Source organism: Rhodococcus sp. PvR044, assembly GCF_040548995.1.
GTDB lineage: Bacteria > Actinomycetota > Actinomycetes > Mycobacteriales > Mycobacteriaceae > Rhodococcus_G > Rhodococcus_G oryzae.
In genome coordinates, this window is sequence record NZ_JBEPSX010000001.1 from 1,095,879 (window position 1) to 1,113,867 (window position 17,989).

Here is a 17,989-nt window from a genome sequence, read left to right on the forward strand (position 1 = left end):
TCAGGCACGGTTTACGGCCGCGTCAAGGGGGGGATCCCGCGGAAACACACACCAGACTGGTGATCCCGGATCGCCCCATCCAGAGCGAACAGGCCGTTCGAGTGGGGACTAGTTGTCCGGTCTCCCCAGGCTCTGCCCAGGGAGATCGAATGTCCGTCGAACTGGACGATGCCGGTGTGTGAGATCGATCGAGCGATCTCGCCGTGCCTGATCTTCGGCTCCGGAGTAGCTGCGACAGTGGGTTTCTCGTCGTATCGCTGCTGCGGCGTCTTCCCCGCCAGGCTCTGATGGCGCCGGTTGTTGTAGACCACCCGGTACTGCTCGAGGAGGCTCTGCAATTCCTCGAGGGTGTCGGGTGCCGGCTGCTTGCGTAACCACTTCTGCAAGGTCTGGTGCACGCGTTCGTTCTTCCCGCAGGTCTGCGGGTTGTAGACGGACGAGGTGATGGTCTGCACCCCGAGCGCGGCGAGGGTGCGCTCGAGGGCGGACGTTCCGCCACGGTGCTTGGCCGAGAACGCGCGACCGTTGTCGAAGAGCACCCGAACCGGCAGGCCGTAGCCGGCGAAGGCCTGCTCGAGCGCCCGCCAGGCTTCAGCGCCGTTCTCGCTGACCGCGGCGCACGAGCCGACGTCCAACCGGGAATGGTCGTCGAGTATCTGCAGGACGCAGACTTTCTCACCGGTGGACAGGTAGTGCTCCATGCCGTCGATCTGCCACAACCCGCCGGGATCGGAGTATTCGAACCGCCGCCTCGTCCTGGGTCGTTTACGGGGCTGGGCGACGATCTGGCCGTGGTCGAGCAGGATCCGGTACACCGTCGCCCGCGATGGAAACGGATCGAACCCGAGGGACTCGAGCCGCCAGGCAATGCTCTGCGGTCCGTTGTCGAGTCCTGCGTCGTCGAGTTCCTTACGGGCACGCACCACCGCCTCGCACAGCACCGCCGACGTTCGGGTCGGTGATGTGTGCGGGGCGGTGGAGCGTCTGGTGAACCCGCCGGTTCCCTCGGCCTTGAACCGTGCGAAGTACTTGTGGAACGTCGTGCGTGAGATCGAGTGGGATCTGCAGAAGTCGGCGATGTTGACGTTCTCGCCGCCTGCTGCGCGGACGATCGCGGACACGAACTCTGGATCCATCGAAAACCCTGTTCTGCCCATCCCCGATTGTCACGGGGTGGGCCGTTCAGTGTTCACGATGTCCTGAGACATCAACTGTTCGCGATGTCCTGAACACAGACACGAGTGTGGGGACTCGTCAACCACGCACAGGCGGCCCAGCCGCCTCAGCCCTTCGCGGCGGCGACTCCGGCGCGGCGACCGTAGAAGCTGCCGTCGCCGAGCGAGGTTCCGCTCGCGTAGCCACCCGCGCAGACGCCGGAGGTGCAGCGGCCGGCCGCGAACAGGCCGGGGATCGGCACGCCGCTCACATGCAGCACCTCCGAGTTGAGCGTGGTGCGCAGTCCGCCGAGGGTGAACCCGGCGGTGAAGTTGCGCAGGTCGAGCGCTGCGATGGGGGAGCCGATCGGCTTGCACCATTCGGACTTCTTGCCCAGCACCGGGTCCTCGCCGTTCTCGGCGTGCCGGTTGTACACCTCGACGGTCGAGACCAGCGTGCCGGCAGGTAGGCCCATCTCCGACTCGAGCTCCTCGACCGTCTCCGCCACCCACTTCGGCTGGAACCGGAAGAACGGCGTCGAGCTGTCGCCCGCGCAGCCCTCCTCGTAGGCGTCCTCGTCGATGATCAGGTAGGCCTGGTTCTCGTTGCGCAGCAACGTCTCCTGGCCGATCCGGCCCGGGTACGTGTCCTCGTTGACGTACCGCTGGCCGCGGCCGTTGACGAGGATGCCCCTGACCATCAGCTGCGGGTCGCCGAAGAACGCGACCTCGGTGGCATCCATGTGCGCCAGGTCCGCCCCGAGGGCCTGTGCCATCCGGATCGCCCTGCCGTCGTGCTCCTCGATCGAGGCGCCCGGCTTGCCGATCAGGCGCGGCGCGTAGTTCTGCACCATCTCCTTGTTGTAGGCGAAGCTGCCGGTGGCAAGCACCACGCCGGTGCGGGCGCGGACCGCGATCTCCTTGCCGTACTGCTTGGCGATGATCCCGACGACCCGACCGTCCCCGTCGACGATCAGGCGCTGCACCCGCATGTCGTATTCGGCACGGACGCCGAGCTCCCCGGCTGTCTCCACCAGCGGCTTCATCAGCATGTAGCCGCCGCCCTTCTCACCGGTACGCTTGTCCGCCATCTGCGGGACGTGCCCGCGCGGCGCCGGGGTGGCGATGGTGTTGAACGGCGCCGCATTCTCGCCGCCGGAGTACATCAGCCCGTCGTCGAACGGGGTCTCCCAGCCAGGCTGGCCGTAGAAGGACTCCTTGAACGGAACCCCGTTGTCCACCAGCCAGTTGTAGTGCTCGACGCTGCCTTCGCAGTAGTCGGTGACCTTCTCCTCGTCGGCGCCGGGGCCGAGGGCCGCCATCATGAAGGCCTTCATGTTGGCAGGCGAGTCCTCGAAGCCGAGCGCCTGCTGGAGCGGGGTGCCGCCGCCGAGGTAGATGAATCCGCCGGCGAGCGCCGCCGCGCCGCCCCAGCCGCTGGTCCGCTCGAGCACCAGGACATCCGCGCCCGCTCGAGCGGCCTCGATCGCGGCGCTGACCCCGGCGATCCCGTAGCCGGCGACGACCACGTCGGCTTCGTAGTGCCAGGTTTCGATGGTGTCAGCGGGCTGCGGGCGGATGGGAGTGGCCTCGGCCATGAATGTGATCCTTGTCTCGAGAGTTGTTGCCTAGAGTGCAGTATTTCCGGCCGAGCCTCAACCGGTGGTGGTTTCCGCGGCCTTCTCCGCGGCGCGGGCGGCCTTGCGGCGGTCCGCCTTGACGGCGATCATGGCGTTGTTGAGTCCGGTACCCAGCGGCCAGCCGACATAGTGGCAGAGGAAGATCGCCGCCTCCTCGACCTGTTCCTCGGTCAGTTCCTCGTTGTGCAGCGCCGCGTTGATCTGGATCTTCGCGACGTCGCTCTGACCCTGCGCGGTGATGGCGCCGAGCAGCAACAGTCGACGGTCGCGCAGGCTCAGCCCGGGCCGGGTCCAGATGTCGGCGAACAGATGGTCGGCGGTGACCGCGAAGAAGTCGCCGGGGATGTCGGCCGGCATCTCCCAGCCGTAGACCTGATTCATCATCGCCACCCCCCGCGCGCGGGCTTCGGTGACACCATTTCCGTCGGTCATGCGTGCTCCTTCGTTGCAGCGTCGGATTGTGTGCCGGTCCCGACCCCGAGTCCGGGGCCGAGATCGGAGAGGGCTCGCCGCGCGAGCGGCAGGTCGACGTCGAGCCGCTCGCCGAGGTCGAGCGCCAGGGACAGGTCCTTCTCGCCGAGGTTGCGGACGTGCGAGAGGATCGGGTGCCAGAAGTCGTCCTCGGCGACCGGGGCGGTGGTCTCGCGCAACATGATCGCGCCGGCGCCCCCGGTGATGGCGTCGGTGTGCCGGACGACCTTGCCGAGCTCGCGGATGTCCAGGCCCGCGGCCTCGGCGAGGCGCTGTGCCTCGCTGGCCGCGGTGAACGAGACGAAGTGGAGCAGGTTGCGCGCCAGCTTCATCCGGGTGCCCGCGCCGACCGGCCCTGCGTGGACCACCAGGTCGGCCCAGTGTGCGAACGGCCCGCTGACCGCGGCGAAGGCCTCCTCGGATCCACCGACCATGACCGCCAGCCGACCCTGCTTGGCCCCGGGGGCGCCGCCGCTGACGGGCGCATCGACCAGGTCGACCCCCCGTTCCCGGCAACGCTGCGCGAGGTCGGTGGCGGTCCGGTCGCTGATCGTCGAGTGCACCGCGATCACCGTGCCGGGCGCGGCGGCGGCGAGGATCCCATCGGGCCCGTCGACCACCTCCCGCACCTGCGCGTCGTCGAGGACGGTCACCGAGATCACCTGGGCATGTGCGGCGACCGCGGCGGGCGTGTCCGCGGCGGTGGCTCCTGCATCGGTGAACGGGGTCAGCGCCTCGGGTCGCGCGTCGCACACGACCAGGCCGCCGGGCCAGTCGAGCAGCCGGGTGGCCATCGGCGCGCCCATGTTGCCGAGGCCGATGTAGCCGACCGTGATGTCGGTGTCGCCGCCCGTCACGACCGGAACACCTGTCCGCCGTCGACGTTGAAGATCTGCCCGGTCACCCAGCCCGCCTCGTCGGAGAGCAGGAACAGGCACATACCGACCAGGTCCTCGGTGGTTCCCATGCGCTGCAGGGGAATTCGCCGGACGATGTCCTTGACGATGTTGCCGGGGGTGACGGTGCGGGTGGCCTCGGTGTCGATCGGGCCGGGCGCGATCGCGTTGATGCGGATGTTCGACCAGCCGAGTTCGGTGGCGAGCTGCTGGGTGAGGCTGTTGACACCCGCCTTCGCCAGTCCGTAGTAGTTCGAGTACAACCAGGCCGCGGTGGAGGACTGGTTGACGATCGAGCCGCCGTTGGCCCGCATGTGCGGGACGACGGCCCTGCAGACCTGCAGCGCGCCGTCCATGTTCACGCTCATGAACCGCCGGTAGTAGTCCCAGTCGACCGTGAGCAGCGAGTCGATCTTCATCTCGCCGTAGATCGCGGCGTTGTTGACCAGGTGCTCGATGCTGCCGTATCTCTCGATCGTGAAGTCCGCGAGCGTCTTCGTCGATGCCCCGTCCGCCACATCGACTTCCTTGAAGGCGGCGGAGCCCCCGTCTGCGGTGATCTGCTTGGCCACGGTCTCGCCCAGCTCACGGTTGAGGTCGGCGACCACAACGTTGGCGCCCTCCGCCGCGAGTGCCCGTGCGTAGCTCTCGCCGATGCCCTGCGCCGCGCCGGTGACGATGGCGGTGCGTCCGTCGAAACGTCCCATGTGTTGTCTCCTCGGTAGGTGTAGCGGGCTGCGGATCAGGCTGTCGCGGGGGAGGCGACGAGTTTGGTCTCCAGGTACTCCTCGAAGCCGGCCACGCCCATCTCGCGGCCGATCCCGGACTGCTTGTAGCCGCCGAACGGGGCGTCCGCGGAGTACCAGACCCCGCCGTTGACGCTGAGCGTTCCAGTACGCACGCCCGCGACCACACGGTTCAGCCGCTCCGGGTCGGTGCCCCACACCGAGCCGGACAGCCCGTACGGCGAGTCGTTGGCGATCCGGACGGCGTCCTCGTCGCCGTCGTGCGGGAGGATCACCAGGACCGGGCCGAAGATCTCCTCCTGGGCGACCCGCGCGGAGTTGTCCACCCCGGCGATCAGGGTCGGCTCGACGAAAAACCCGCGGTCCCGGTCGGCGGGTCGGCCACCGCCGGTGACGATGGTGCCGCCCTCCGCCACCGCGAGCTTCAGGTAGCCCTCCACCCGCTCGCGTTGGCGCGCGGAGATCAGTGGCCCGCAGACGGTTCCGGTCTTGCTGGGGTCGCCTGCGCGGATGCCGGACATGATCGCGGCGGTCGCTGCGACCGCCTCGTCGTAGCGGGCGCGCGGGACCAGCAGCCGGGTCGTCAGCGCGCAGCCCTGTCCGGCGTGCACGCAGACCGAGAATGCCGCGACCGAACAGGCGCTCGCCAGGTCGGCGTCGTCGAGAACGATGAACGCGGACTTGCCGCCGAGCTCGAGGAAGACCTTCTTGAGGCTGTCGGCCGCCGAGGCCATCACCGTGCGGCCGGTCGCGGTGGACCCGGTGAACGAGACCAGGTCGACGCGCGGGTCGGTGCACAGCTGCGCGCCGAGCGCGTGATCGGTGGAGGTCACGATGTTGACCACGCCCGCCGGGATCTCGGTCTCCTCGGCGATCACCCTGCCGACCAGCGCCGCACACCACGGGGTGTCGGGTGCGGGCTTGAGCACCACGGTGTTGCCCGCGGCCAGGGCGGGCCCGAGCTTGGCGAAGTTGATCTGGTGCGGGAAGTTCCACGGGGTGATCGCGCCGACGACCCCGACGGCTTCCTTCAGCACCCGGCGAGCGGTGGGGATCCCCATCGGCGTCGCGGACCCGAGATCCTGTTCCCACGAATAGTTTTCGGCCAGGTCGGCCCAGTAGCGCAGGTCTTCGACGGGCCCCTCGAGCTGTGGCCCGCTTGTCAGCATCGCGGGCGCACCGACCTCGGCGATGGTCACCTCGCGCAACTCCTCGATGTGCGACTGCAAGGCGTCGCACAGTTGGCGCAGACACCGGGCGCGGAACGCATGATCGCGGGACCAGGTGCCCTGATCGAACGCGCGGCGGGCGGCCGCGATCGCGGCGTCCATGTCGGCGGCGGTGGCCTCGGCCGCCGATCCGAGCACCTCCTCGGTCGCGGGGTTGAGCACCTCGAAGGTGCCGCCGGAGCCGGCGACGAGCTTTCCGTCGATCAGTAGGGCCGAGCTGTCGGTCGGGCGAAGCGTCATGCTCAATTCCTCCACATCTGGACAGGTGTCTGGACTATAGTTCGCACAGAGGTGCCTCGCAATGCTTTCAGGCAGAAGAACGTCGAACGTTCCATTGATTGCAGGGAGTGATCCGATGAATCGAGTCGCAGGCAAGGTCGTGTTCGTGACCGGCGCAGCGCGGGGGCAGGGCCGCAGTCACGCGGTCCATCTCGCCGAAGAGGGCGCGGACATCATCGCGTTCGACCTCTGTGCGGACATCGCAAGCAACGAATACCCGCTCGCCACCGAGGCCGACCTGGAGGAGACGGCGCGGTTGGTCGAGAAGACCGGCCGCAGGGCCGTCACGGCCCGCGTCGACGTCCGCGACCGGGCGGCCGTCGAGGCGGCACTGGCCGAGGCGGTCGCCGAGTTGGGAGGCCTCGACGTCGTGGTGGCCAACGCGGGAATCTGTCCGCTGGGCAAGCACGTTCCCAACGCGGGATTCGTGGACGCCTTCGACGTGAATTTCATCGGGGTGGTGAACACCGTGCACGCGGCGATGGAGTATCTGGGCGAGGGCGGCTCGGTCATCGCGATCGGTTCGGTTGCCGGCCTGGTGCCGCAGACCGGGTTCAACGGCCAGCAGGCGCTGCAGGGTCCGGGGGGTGACGGGTACGGGCTGGCCAAGAAGCTGATCCAGGCCTACACGAACTCGCTGGCGCTGACGTTGGGGCCGAGTTCGATCAGGGTCAACGCGATCCATCCGACGAACGTGAACACCGACATGTTGCAGAGTCCGCCGATGTACAAGACGTTCCGGCCCGACCTCGAGAACCCGACCGCAGAGGATGCGGCGCTGACCTTCCCGTTCATGCAGGCCATGCCGATTCCGTGGGTCGAGCCGGCGGACATCTCGCACGCGGTGGTGTATCTGGCCTCGGACGAATCGCGGTACGTGACCGGTCAGCAACTGCGAGTCGACGGCGGGGCCGGGATGAAGATCGGGCTCTAGAGCGCGATAAAGGGTACCGCCGGACGGGAGACCGTAGTAATGTCCAGACACGTGTCCAGTCGTAGTTTCGAGTCGACCCGAAGGCGGTTGACCGAGAAGCAGGCCGACACCGTCGAGCGACTGACCGGTGCCGCCGTCGAGGTGCTGCGCGAGCAGGAGTTCGGTGGGCTGACCGTGCGTGCGGTGGCCGCGCGGGCGGGCGTCGGCCCGGCGACCGCGTACACCTACTTTTCATCGAAGGAACATCTCGTCGCCGAGGTCTTCTGGCGACGGCTCGAGGCCTCCGAGGTTCCGGACGGCACCGGCCTGGACCGCACGGAACGGGTGCTGTCGGTGCTGCGTGGGATTGCACTGCTCCTTGCCGACGAGCCGGAGGTGTCCGACGCGGTGACCGGCGCGCTGCTCGGCGCCGATCCGGACGTCGAGCACCTGCGCAGCCGGATCGGATTCGAGATCCACAACCGGCTCGGTCAGGCCCTCGGCCCGGGATACGACCCAGAACTGCTCGAAACCCTCGAACTTCTCTACGCGGGAGCTCTCCTGCGCGCCGGGATGGGATACGGGTCCTACCCGCAACTCGCGCAGCGACTAGAGGCCTCCGCCAGACTGATCCTGGAGCCACGATGACCGAAGCCCTGATCACCCCGGTGGTCTTCAATCCGTACGACTACGACTTCCACGACGATCCGTACCCCACGTACAAGCGACTGCGTGAGGAGTCGCCGATCTATCACAATCCGGACATCGGGTTCTGGGCGCTCTCGCGGCACGGCGACGTCGCCGACGCCTTCAAGGACAATCGCCGGCTCTCGAGTGCCAACGGCGTCTCGCTCGATCCGGCCGCGTACGGACCGCACGCGCACCTGGTGATGTCGTTCCTCGCGATGGACGACCCGAGGCATATGCGGTTGCGGCAGTTGGTCTCTCGCGGGTTCACGCCTCGCCGGGTCGCCGAGCTCGAGGGGCGCATCCTGGAACTGACCGATCAGTACCTGGAGCCGTCGCTGGCGGCGGGCGAGTTCGACTGGATCGCCGAGGTGGCAGGCAGGCTGCCGATGGATGTGATCTCCGAGCTGATGGGGGTGCCGGAGCCGGATCGCGCGGAGCTGCGACGGATGGCGGACCTGGTGGTGCACCGGGAGGACGGGGTCCAGGACGTCCCGCAGGCCGCGGTGGAGTCCTCGATCAGTCTGATGGGTTATTACCGGGACATGATCGCCGAGCGCAGGCGGTCGGCGACCGAGGACCTGACCTCCGCGCTCCTCGAGGCCGAGATCGACGGGGACCGGCTCAGCGACGAGGAGATCCTCGGGTTCATGTTCCTGATGGTGGTGGCGGGCAACGAGACCACCACCAAGCTGCTGGGGAACGCGCTGTACTGGGGTTCACGCCATCCCGGCCAGGTCGCGCCGGTGCTCGCCGACCCGGACCGGGCACCGGACTGGGTGGAGGAGACGCTGCGCTACGACACCTCGAGCCAGATCGTCGCCCGCACCACCGCGATTGATCTCGAGTACTACGGCCAGACCGTGCCCGCCGGGGAGAAGATGCTGCTCCTGATCGGATCCGCGAACCGGGACTCCGACGTGTTCGAGGAGGCCGACGAGTTCCAGATCGGACGGAGCTCGACCAACAAGCTGGCGAGTTTCGGTGGCGGCGTTCACTTCTGCCTCGGCGCCCACCTGGCCAGGCTCGAGGCCAACATCGCGCTCGCCGAGTTCGCCAGGAAGGTCTCCGACTTCGAGGTCGACGAGTCCGGGATCGAGCGCGTCCATTCGACGAACGTCAGAGGCTTCGCGGCCCTGCCGGTGAAGGTGCAGGTGCGCTGATGCCACGATTCGAACCGAACCCGGAGCGCAGGCCCGCGGTCATCTCCGGCGCCTCCTCCGGGATCGGCACCGCCACCGCCTATGCGCTCGCCGAGCTCGGCCACCCGGTGGCGCTGGGCGCCAGGCGGGTCGCGGAGTGCGAGGCGATCGCGGAGAAGATCCGGCAGGGCGGGGGCGACGCGTTCGCGCACTTCCTCGACGTCACCGACGCCGCCTCGGTCGACGAGTTCGTCACGGCCGCCGAGGATGCATTGGGGCCGACGGAGATCGTGCTCTCCGGCGCGGGCGACCTCGAGTTCGGTGCGGCCGACCAGATGGAGCCGGAGCGATTCCTCAAGCAGGTCGAGGTGCACCTGGTCGGTGCGCAAAGGCTGGCGCACCGGATCCTGCCCGGCATGCGCGAGCGGCGCCGCGGCGACTTCGTGCTGATCGGATCCGACTGCGCGGACCGTCCGCGGCCGCTGATGGGCGCCTACGACGCGGCCAAGGCTGGACTTGAGGCGATGGGTCGGCAGATGCGAATGGAGCTCGAGGGCACCGGAATCCGCGCCTCCATCGTCAGGCCGGGGCCGACGCTCACCGGGATGGGGATGGATTCCACCCCGGAGGTCATCGGCCCGCTCGCTGAATCCTGGAAGACCTGGGGCTTCGCCAGGCACGGTTACTTCCTGCGCGCCTCCGACATCGCGAACGCCGTTGTCGCGGTGGTGTCGGCGCCGCGCGGCGCGCACCTGGTGCTGGTCGAGGTCCAGCCGGAGGCGCCGCTGAGTGCCCCCGCCACCGAGAACCACCCCGACCCGAAGGAGGCGAAGAGATGAGTCTGCAAGACCCCCAACGCGTGTCCGGCGGTGAGCACGAGCACGGCCATCTCGAGGAACTGCGCACCGATCCGATCGCGTTGATGCGTCGCGTGCGGGAGGAGTGCGGCGACGTCGGGACCTTCCGGCTCGCCGACCGCGAGGTGGTGCTGCTCTCCGGGGCCGAGGCCAACGAGTTCTTCTTCCGCTCGTCGGACGAGGACCTCGACCAACAGGCCGCGTACCCGTTCATGAAGCCGATCTTCGGGGCGGGTGTGGTGTTCGACGCCAGCCCCGAGCGGCGCAAGGAGATGCTGCACAACCAGGCACTGCGCGGTGAGCAGATGAAGGGCCACGCCGCGACGATCGGTGCCGAGGTGGAGGCGATGGTCGCGGGCTGGGGCGACGAGGGGGAGATCGACCTGCTCGACTTCTTCGCGGAGCTGACCATCTACACCTCCTCGGCCTGCCTGATCGGCAAGAAGTTCCGCGACCAGCTCGACGATCGGTTCGCCAAGCTGTACCACGAGCTCGAACAGGGCACGGACGCACTCGCATTCGTCGATCCGTACGCGCCGATCGAGAGCTTCCGGCGCCGCGACGAGGCGCGGCTGGCGTTGGTGGCGCTGGTGCAGGAGATCATGACCGGACGGATCGCGAACCCACCGCGGGGCAAGGACGACCGGGACATGCTCGACGTGCTGGTTTCGATCAAGGACGAGACCGGTGCGGAGCGTTTCAGCGCCGACGAGATCACCGGGATCTTCATCTCGATGATGTTCGCGGGCCACCACACCACCTCCGGCACTGCGGCCTGGAGCCTGATCGAGCTACTCCGGCACCCGGACGCCATGAAACAGGTGGTCGGCGAGCTCGACGAGCTGTACGCGGACGGCGCGGACATCAGCTTTCATGCACTGCGGCAGATCCCGGTGCTGGAGGCGGTGGTCAAGGAGACCCTGCGACTGCACCCGCCGCTGATCATCCTGCTGCGGCTGGCGCGTGATGACTTCGAGGTCGGTGGTTTCCGGATCGAGAAGGGCAACCTGGTCGCGGCGACCCCGGCGATCTCCAACCGGATCCCCGAGGACTTCCCGCGCCCGAACGATTTCGACCCGGGTCGCTACATCGATCCGAACCAGGAGGACATCGTCAACCGGTGGACCTGGATCCCGTTCGGGGCGGGCAGGCACCGCTGCGTCGGGGCCGCCTTCGCGCAGATGCAGCTCAAGGCGATCTTCTCGATCCTTTTGCGGGACTTCGAGTTCGAGATGGCGCAGCCGTCGGACTCGTACCGGAACGACCACAGCAAGATGGTGGTCCAACTCGAGCAACCGTGCCGGGTCCGATATCGCAGGCGGGGAATCCGATGAGGATCGAGGTCGACGCGGACCTGTGCCAGGGGCATGCCGCCTGCGAGATGGAGGCGCCCGAGGTCTTCTCGGTGCCCAAGCATGGGACCGTGCAGATCCTCGACCCCAACCCTCCCGAGTCCCTGCGCGCGAGTGTGGAGAACGCGGTGAAGTTCTGTCCGACCCGCGCGCTGAGAATGACCGAATCCGAAGGAGACCAGTGATGTCCCAGTTCGATCGTGCGGAACTCGACGAGATGGTGGAGCGCTGGATCGAGGCGAACAAGAAGGCCGAGGCAGTGCGGGACTGGACGCCGTTGGCCGAGTTCTACACCGAGGACGCCACCTACGGCTGGAACATCGGCCCGAAGCAGGACATCATGACGGTCGGCCGCGAGGAGATCCGCGACATCGCACTCGGCCTCGAGATGAAAGGGCTCGAGGGGTGGACCTACCCGTACCAGGAGATCGTCGTCGACGAACGCAGCGGTAACGTGATCGGCCTGTGGAAGCAGGTCGCCGATGCGAAGCGGGCCGACGGCAGCAACTACGAGGTCTACGGCATGGGCGGCAGCTGGTTCCGCTACGCCGGCGACTTCCAGTGGTCCTGGCAGCGCGACTTCTTCGACTTCGGCCACGTCTCCGCGCTGTTCATGGAGATGATCAAGGACAACGCGCTGTCGACGGGCATGCAGTCCCGCATCCAGCGGTCCGTCTCCGGTGAGAAGCTCCCCGGCTGGTACCCGATCGGCCAGACTCCGGTCCCGCTGTGGTGAGGACCGAGGCCCAGTCGAGGCGGTCGTTCGACGCGCTCTCCCGGGCGGATCTCGCGACCCTGGTGCCCGAGCTGCTGCTGTGCGGGCAGCTGATCGATCGCTCGGGAATGGCACACCTGATCGTGGAGTTCGGGCGCGAGGGCATGGCGGCCGTCGCGATCGAGGAGTGGCAGGCGTCGAGCCCCTGGTACACGCGCCGGATGCAGAGGGCGCTCGGGTACGAGGGCGACGACGTGGTCACGATCTTCAAGGGACTGCAGCTCGATATCGGGGCACCACCCCAGTTCATGGACTTTCGGTACCGGGTCGACGATCCAGCACACGGCGAGTTCTGGCTCGATCACTGCGGTGCCCTGATGGACGTCGAGCCGCTCGGCGACGAGTACGTGAAGACCATGTGCCACGACATCGAGGACCCGACCTTCGATGCGACCGCGCTGGCCACCAACCCGCACGCACAGGTGCGGCCCATCCACCGCCCGCCGCGCCGACCGGTGGACCGGAAGCCGCACTGCGCGTGGACGGTGGTCATCGATCCGTCGCACGCGCCGCCCCAGATGACTACGCACACCGAGCAGATCGGCCGCACCGCGGCCAACACGGTGGAGCTGAGCCCCATCGACCGCACGGGGGAGGGCGCGCACGACTACTCGGGTCCGTTGCTCTCCGACGTCCGGTTCGCGGACTTCTCGCACTCGGCCCTGGTGCGGATCGCGGAGGAGGTCTGCCTGCAGCACCACCTGCTCGCCCTCGGGTTCCTGCTCGCGGTCCGCAAGCGGGCGGAGGAGGACAAGGCGCTCGAGATCACTCGCAAGCAACTCACCGGGATCGCGGGGGTAGCCGCGCAGCGGATCCGCGATGCGCTCGGGCTGCCGCGTGACCTGGCAGGCCTTGCCGAGGTGCTGTCGGTGCATCCGCTGCTGAGCCCGAAGCAGTACGTGGACAGCGACATCCGGCTCGGGGGCGGGCGGCTGGAGCTGCTGCTCGGTCGCGGTGGCGCGGCGGACGCCGACGGAGGCTGGCCCGCCCTGATCGACGGCGACCACCTCGAGCCGCTGCAGGCGCTGGTGCGTGGGGTCGATCCCCGCTTCACCGTCCGGGTGCTCTCGGAGGACGTCGACGCGCTCCTCGTCGAGGTGGTGACCGAGGACGAACCCGCGCCCGAGTGTGTGGAGGTCGCCATCACCCGGGTCAGTACCGGAGCCGGGTTCGTGTTCGCAGATCGTGGAATCCCCTTGCCGCTCACGGTGATCTGAGCGTCCAACGCTGGAAGGACTCGCATGGCATATACGTTCGCGGACCTGTTCGAGCACGCCGTCGACGCCATGGGCGATCGCGTCGCCGTGATCGCAGGCGACGAGCAGGTGACCTACAGGGAGCTCGACGAGCGCGCGAACCGGCTCGCCCACCACCTGGAGTCCGTCGGGCTGGGCGTGGGAGCGCACGTCGGTATCCAGATGCACAACTCGATCGAGACCATGGTGGCGGTGCTGGCGGCATTCAAGATCCGGGCGGTGCCGCTGACCGTCAACTATCGCTACACGGCCGACGAGCTGGCCTACCTCTACGACGATGCCGACCTGGAGGCGGTGGTCTATCACCGCGGGTTCGGCGAGCGGGTCGCGGAGGTCGCGCCCGCTATGCCCCGGATCCGGCATCTGATCGAGGTGCCGGACGAGCTGGAATCGGCCGCCGTCGACGCCCCGGTGCTCGTTCGGGCCGCGGTCCGGTACGAGGAAGCGCTCGCCGCCGAGTCCCCGGCCCGCGGCTTCGACGAACGCAGCGGCGACGACGTCTACATCCTGTACACCGGCGGCACCACCGGCAGGCCGAAAGGGGTGGTGTGGCGGCAGGAGGACATGTGGCGGGTCCTCGGCGGCGGCCTCGACTTCTTCACCGGGGAACCGATCGCCGACGAGTACCAGCAGTCCCGCACCGGGGCCGCGGGCGAGCAGATCCGGATGCTGATCCTGCCGCCACTGATCCACACCTCGGCGCTGATGCCGACATTCACGGCGTTGCTGGCGGGCAATGCGGTGGTCTACTCCGCGAAATTCGATGCCGAACGCACCTGGGACCTGGTCGCCCGGCACCGGCCGACCGCGATGGTCATCACCGGCGACGCGATGGGTCGGCCGCTGGTGGAGGCCTACCGGAATGTCAAGGCGGACACGTCGAGCCTGGCCGTGGTGGCCTCGGGCGCGGCGCTGTTCTCCGCGTCGGTCAAGGACGCGTTCTTCGAGGCCATCCCCAACCTGATGATCTCGGACTCGGTGGGTTCGTCCGAAACCGGCTTCGGTGGTATCGGGTTCGCCATGAAGGGTTTCGAGCAGCACGGCGGCCCGAAGGTGGGATCGCACCGGCACACCGTGGTGGTCGACGACGAGAATCGGGTGCTCGCACCGGGTTCCGGTGGGGAGGGATGGCTGGCGAAGCTCGGCTATGTCCCCCTCGGCTACTACAACGACCCCGTCAAATCGGCGGAGATCTTCCGGGAGATCAACGGCTGTGCCGATGTGCATCCCGCAGGCTCCACGCAACGTGCTGTGGTGACCGGCGATCGGGCCAGGATCGAGGACGACGGGTCGATCACGCTGCTCGGTCGCGGCAACATGGTGATCAACACAGGCGGCGAGAAGGTGTTCGCCGAGGAGGTCGAGGCGATCGTCAAGGCTCATCCGGACGTGTACGACGCCATCGTGATCGGGGTGCCCGACGAGCGCTGGGGATACCGGGTGGCCGCGGTGCTGTGCCCCCGCGACGGCACGCCCGACTTCGAGAGCCTCGAGAAGCACGCCCGCAGCCACCTCGCCGGATACAAGATCCCGCGATCGTTCTGGATCGCCGCCGAGGTCGAGCGGACGCCGAGCGGCAAGCCGGACTACCGCTGGGCCAAGGGCCATGCCGCCGGCCGCGCGCCCGATCACCGAATCGACTGACCCTCGCCCGAAAGGCCTGCCATGACCGATCAGCACGTCCCGGCGCTCGATCTCCCGAGGGGCTTCGACGTCACCGATCCCAAGCTGTACGGCGACCGCGTGCCGCTCGCCGAGTTCGCACAACTGCGCCGCTGCGCCCCGGTGTGGTGGAACGAGCAGGAACCGGGCACCGGCGGCTTCCACGACGGCGGCTGCTGGGTGGTCTCGCGGCACGCCGACGTGCGCGAGATCTCGCGCCGCCCCGTGCACTTCTCGAACCACGTGAACGGATCGATCCCACGGCATCAGGACGACATCTCCGCCGAGGAGCTGGAGGTGACCAAGCACGTCCTGATCAACAAGGACGCGCCCGAGCACACCCAGCTGCGCAAACTGGTCTCCCGGCTGTTCACCCCGCGTGCCGTCGAGTCGATGCGGGCCGCCCTCGACGAGCGCGCGGACCTCATCGCCCGCACCGCGGTGGCGAACCCGAGCGGGGACTTCGTCTCCGAGGTCGCCAGTGAACTCCCGATGCAGGCGATCTCGGAACTGCTCGGGGTCCCGGAGGACGCCAGGAAACAGCTCTTCGAGTGGTCCAACCAGATGACCGGATATGACGACGAGACCCTCGAGGGCGCCTCGCGGATGGCGTCGGCGCAGATCCTCGGTTACGCCTACCAGCTCGCGGAGGCGCGCCGCACGGAGCCGCTCGAGGACATCATCTCCACGCTGGTGCACGCCGACCTCGACGGGGAGGCCCTGACCCCCGAGCAGTTCGGCTTCTTCGTGATCATGCTCGCGGTTGCAGGCAACGAAACGACCCGAAACGCGACGACGCTCGGCATGATGTCGTTCATGGAGCACCCCGAGCAGTGGGAGCGCTACAAACATGAGCGTCCCCGCACCGCGGCGGACGAGATCATCCGCTGGGCGTCGCCGCTGACCTCACTGCAGCGAACGGCACTGGTGGACACGGAAATCGGTGGAACCGCCATCAAGGCGGGACAGCGAGTGGTACTGCTGTACGGGTCAGCGAATTTCGACGAGGACGTGTTCGACAACCCACGCACCTTCGACATCACCAGGGATCCGAACCCGCACCTCGCCTTCGGGGGGACCGGGCCGCACTACTGCATCGGGGCCAACTTGGCCCGAATGGAACTGGATTTGATCTTCAACAAGATCGCAGACCACATGCCCGACATCTCGAAGCTCGGTGATCCCCGCCGCCTGCAGTCCGGATGGATCAACGGGGTCACGAGCTTCGAGGTCGATTACGGAACCCGCGCGTCTGGGTGTCCCGTAGCGCACTGACAGGGCGTGCACACGACGAGGGAGGGCTCGTGGCGAGTACGACGCTGAAGGGGCCGATGCGCGAGCTCGGCCACTTCTACCGGATGGGGGCGGATGTCGCGGTCGGGTTGGTGCGCACCCGTTTCCAGCTCCAGGAGTTCCTGGAACAGAGCTGGATGATCGCACGGGTGTCGATCGTGCCGACGGTGCTGGTCGCGGTGCCGTTCACCGTGCTGGTCAGCTTCACACTCAACATCCTGCTCCGTGAGATCGGGGCGGCCGACCTCAGCGGGGCGGGCGCCGCCCTCGGTGCGGTCACCCAGGTGGGCCCGGTGGTGACCGTGTTGATCGTCGCGGGTGCCGGGGCCACCGCGATATGCGCCGACCTCGGCTCCCGCACCATCCGCGAGGAGATCGATGCGATGGAGGTGCTCGGCATCGATCCGGTGACCCGGCTGGTGATCCCGCGGGTGGTGGCGTCGACGGTGGTCGCGCTGCTGCTCAACGGGTTGGTCTGCGTGATCGGCATTGCGGGCGGGTTCGTGTTCTCGGTGTTCCTGCAGGGCGTCAACCCTGGCGCGTTCGCGGACGGCATCACGCTGCTGACCGGTCTGCCGGAGGTGGCGATCTCGATGGTGAAGGCGGCGCTGTTCGGCCTGCTCGCGGGGCTGGTCGCCTGCTATCGGGGGCTGACGGTGCGCGGTGGGCCCAAGGGCGTGGGGGAGGCGGTCAACGAGACCGTGGTGTACGCCTTCATGGCGCTGTTCGTGGTCAACACCATCGTCACCGCGGTGGGCATCCGGCTGACGGCGGGCTGACGCGATGGCATTGGCGACGACCGGCAAGTTCGGCCGTACCCGCAACCGTGCGGCAGGCCTGTCCCGAACCGTCGACGACATCGGCCGCCAGGCGGTCTTCTTTGTCCGCGCGCTCGCGCACGTGCCGTGGGCGCTGCGTAAACACCCCAAGGAGGTGCTCCGGCTGATCGCCGAGATCAGTATGGGCACAGGCGCATTGGCCCTGATCGGCGGGACCGTGGCCGTCGTCGGATTTCTCACCCTTGCCTCCGGTGGCACGATCGCAATCCAGGGTTTCAGCTCGCTGGGCAACATCGGGGTCGAGGCGCTGACCGGGTTCTTCTCCGCCTTCATCAATGTGCGGATCGCGGCGCCGGTGATCGCGGGCATCGGGCTGTCCGCCACCATCGGCGCCGGTTCGACGGCGCAGCTCGGTGCGATGCGGATCAGCGAGGAGATCGACGCGCTCGAATCGATGGCGATCAGCTCCGTTCCGTACGTCGTCAGTACCCGGGTGGTGGCGGGCATGATCTCGATCCTGCCGCTCTACTCGCTGGCGCTGGTCGCCTCGTTCCTGGCGGGCCGGTTCACCACCGTGGTGCTGTTCGGCCAGTCGTCCGGGCTCTACGACCACTACTTCTCGACCTTCCTCGACCCGATCGATGTCATGTGGTCGTTCGTGCAGGTCCTCGTGATGGCGATGCTGGTCATGCTGATCCACACCTACTACGGCTACAACGCGACGGGTGGGCCCTCGGGGGTCGGCACCGCGGTCGGTCGCGCGGTCCGGTTGTCACTGATCTGTGTGGTCGCGGTGACCCTGCTCGTCTCGCTCGCCATCTACGGCGGGTCCGGCAACTTCAACCTGTCGGGTTAGGG

Annotated in this window: 18 protein-coding genes; 12 read left to right on the forward strand and 6 right to left on the reverse strand. The window is 67.9% G+C overall.

Annotated features, from left to right (window positions below; translation table 11 throughout):
• Window positions 1-11: 11 nt before the first annotated feature.
• The 6 genes from ABIC28_RS05010 to ABIC28_RS05035 all read right to left on the reverse strand — a co-directional run bounded on the left by ABIC28_RS05010 (window position 12) and on the right by ABIC28_RS05035 (window position 6,376).
• Window positions 12-1,136 carry a DDE-type integrase/transposase/recombinase gene (locus ABIC28_RS05010; RefSeq protein ID WP_209926053.1) on the reverse strand — a complete coding sequence of 375 codons (1,125 nt, stop codon included), beginning with the start codon at window positions 1,134-1,136 and terminating at the stop codon, window positions 12-14.
• Between the two features lie 146 nt (window positions 1,137-1,282).
• Window positions 1,283-2,752: an FAD-dependent oxidoreductase gene (locus ABIC28_RS05015; RefSeq protein ID WP_354577792.1), complete on the reverse strand. Its 1,470-nt coding sequence runs from the start codon at window positions 2,750-2,752 to the stop codon at window positions 1,283-1,285.
• Window positions 2,753-2,809: 57 nt separating this feature from the next.
• Window positions 2,810-3,226 (reverse strand): carboxymuconolactone decarboxylase family protein, encoded by a 417-nt coding sequence (locus tag ABIC28_RS05020; protein WP_097212764.1) that lies wholly within the window; start codon window positions 3,224-3,226, stop codon window positions 2,810-2,812.
• Window positions 3,223-4,071 (reverse strand): NAD(P)-dependent oxidoreductase, encoded by an 849-nt coding sequence (locus ABIC28_RS05025; protein WP_354577985.1) that lies wholly within the window; start codon window positions 4,069-4,071, stop codon window positions 3,223-3,225. The genes ABIC28_RS05020 and ABIC28_RS05025 overlap by 4 nt, the downstream gene beginning before the upstream one ends.
• 47 nt (window positions 4,072-4,118) lie before the next feature.
• Entirely contained in the window at window positions 4,119-4,868 is a 750-nt protein-coding gene (locus tag ABIC28_RS05030; RefSeq protein ID WP_354577794.1) for an SDR family oxidoreductase, read from the reverse strand.
• Between the two features lie 35 nt (window positions 4,869-4,903).
• Complete coding sequence (locus tag ABIC28_RS05035; protein ID WP_354577795.1) at window positions 4,904-6,376, reverse strand: aldehyde dehydrogenase; 1,473 nt, start codon at window positions 6,374-6,376, stop codon at window positions 4,904-4,906.
• Window positions 6,377-6,491: 115 nt separating this feature from the next.
• On the opposite strand from ABIC28_RS05035, the gene ABIC28_RS05040 reads away from it, so the two are divergent.
• The 12 genes from ABIC28_RS05040 to ABIC28_RS05095 are packed head-to-tail and all read left to right on the forward strand — an operon-like array spanning window position 6,492 to window position 17,987.
• Window positions 6,492-7,349 carry a mycofactocin-coupled SDR family oxidoreductase gene (locus ABIC28_RS05040; protein WP_209926064.1) on the forward strand — a complete coding sequence of 286 codons (858 nt, stop codon included), beginning with the start codon at window positions 6,492-6,494 and terminating at the stop codon, window positions 7,347-7,349.
• A gap of 39 nt (window positions 7,350-7,388) precedes the next feature.
• On the forward strand, window positions 7,389-7,976 hold the full coding sequence (locus ABIC28_RS05045; protein ID WP_097212768.1) for a TetR/AcrR family transcriptional regulator: 588 nt from the start codon (window positions 7,389-7,391) through the stop codon (window positions 7,974-7,976).
• The gene (locus tag ABIC28_RS05050; RefSeq protein WP_209926066.1) at window positions 7,973-9,178 is read left to right on the forward strand and encodes a cytochrome P450; all 1,206 of its coding nucleotides are present in this window, start codon (window positions 7,973-7,975) and stop codon (window positions 9,176-9,178) included. Before ABIC28_RS05045 ends, ABIC28_RS05050 begins: the two co-directional genes overlap by 4 nt.
• On the forward strand, window positions 9,178-9,996 hold the full coding sequence (locus tag ABIC28_RS05055; protein ID WP_354577798.1) for an SDR family oxidoreductase: 819 nt from the start codon (window positions 9,178-9,180) through the stop codon (window positions 9,994-9,996). Before ABIC28_RS05050 ends, ABIC28_RS05055 begins: the two co-directional genes overlap by 1 nt.
• The gene (gene cyp51 / locus ABIC28_RS05060) at window positions 9,993-11,348 is read left to right on the forward strand and encodes a lanosterol 14-alpha demethylase (protein WP_097212771.1); all 1,356 of its coding nucleotides are present in this window, start codon (window positions 9,993-9,995) and stop codon (window positions 11,346-11,348) included. The genes ABIC28_RS05055 and cyp51 overlap by 4 nt, the downstream gene beginning before the upstream one ends.
• Window positions 11,345-11,551 (forward strand): ferredoxin, encoded by a 207-nt coding sequence (locus tag ABIC28_RS05065; RefSeq protein ID WP_097212772.1) that lies wholly within the window; start codon window positions 11,345-11,347, stop codon window positions 11,549-11,551. The genes cyp51 and ABIC28_RS05065 overlap by 4 nt, the downstream gene beginning before the upstream one ends.
• A complete protein-coding gene (locus ABIC28_RS05070; RefSeq protein WP_097212773.1) occupies window positions 11,551-12,102 on the forward strand; it encodes a Cif family virulence factor in 552 nt (183 codons plus the stop codon). The genes ABIC28_RS05065 and ABIC28_RS05070 overlap by 1 nt, the downstream gene beginning before the upstream one ends.
• Entirely contained in the window at window positions 12,099-13,358 is a 1,260-nt protein-coding gene (locus ABIC28_RS05075) for a hypothetical protein (RefSeq protein WP_373560270.1), read from the forward strand. The genes ABIC28_RS05070 and ABIC28_RS05075 overlap by 4 nt, the downstream gene beginning before the upstream one ends.
• 24 nt (window positions 13,359-13,382) lie before the next feature.
• Window positions 13,383-15,041 carry an acyl-CoA synthetase gene (locus ABIC28_RS05080; protein WP_354577800.1) on the forward strand — a complete coding sequence of 553 codons (1,659 nt, stop codon included), beginning with the start codon at window positions 13,383-13,385 and terminating at the stop codon, window positions 15,039-15,041.
• A 21-nt stretch (window positions 15,042-15,062) separates the two neighbouring features.
• A complete protein-coding gene (locus ABIC28_RS05085; RefSeq protein WP_354577802.1) occupies window positions 15,063-16,334 on the forward strand; it encodes a cytochrome P450 in 1,272 nt (423 codons plus the stop codon).
• A 56-nt stretch (window positions 16,335-16,390) separates the two neighbouring features.
• Entirely contained in the window at window positions 16,391-17,131 is a 741-nt protein-coding gene (locus tag ABIC28_RS05090; protein ID WP_037175188.1) for an MlaE family ABC transporter permease, read from the forward strand.
• Between the two features lie 4 nt (window positions 17,132-17,135).
• On the forward strand, window positions 17,136-17,987 hold the full coding sequence (locus ABIC28_RS05095; RefSeq protein ID WP_097212777.1) for an MlaE family ABC transporter permease: 852 nt from the start codon (window positions 17,136-17,138) through the stop codon (window positions 17,985-17,987).
• The last annotated feature ends 2 nt before the right edge of the window (window positions 17,988-17,989 follow it).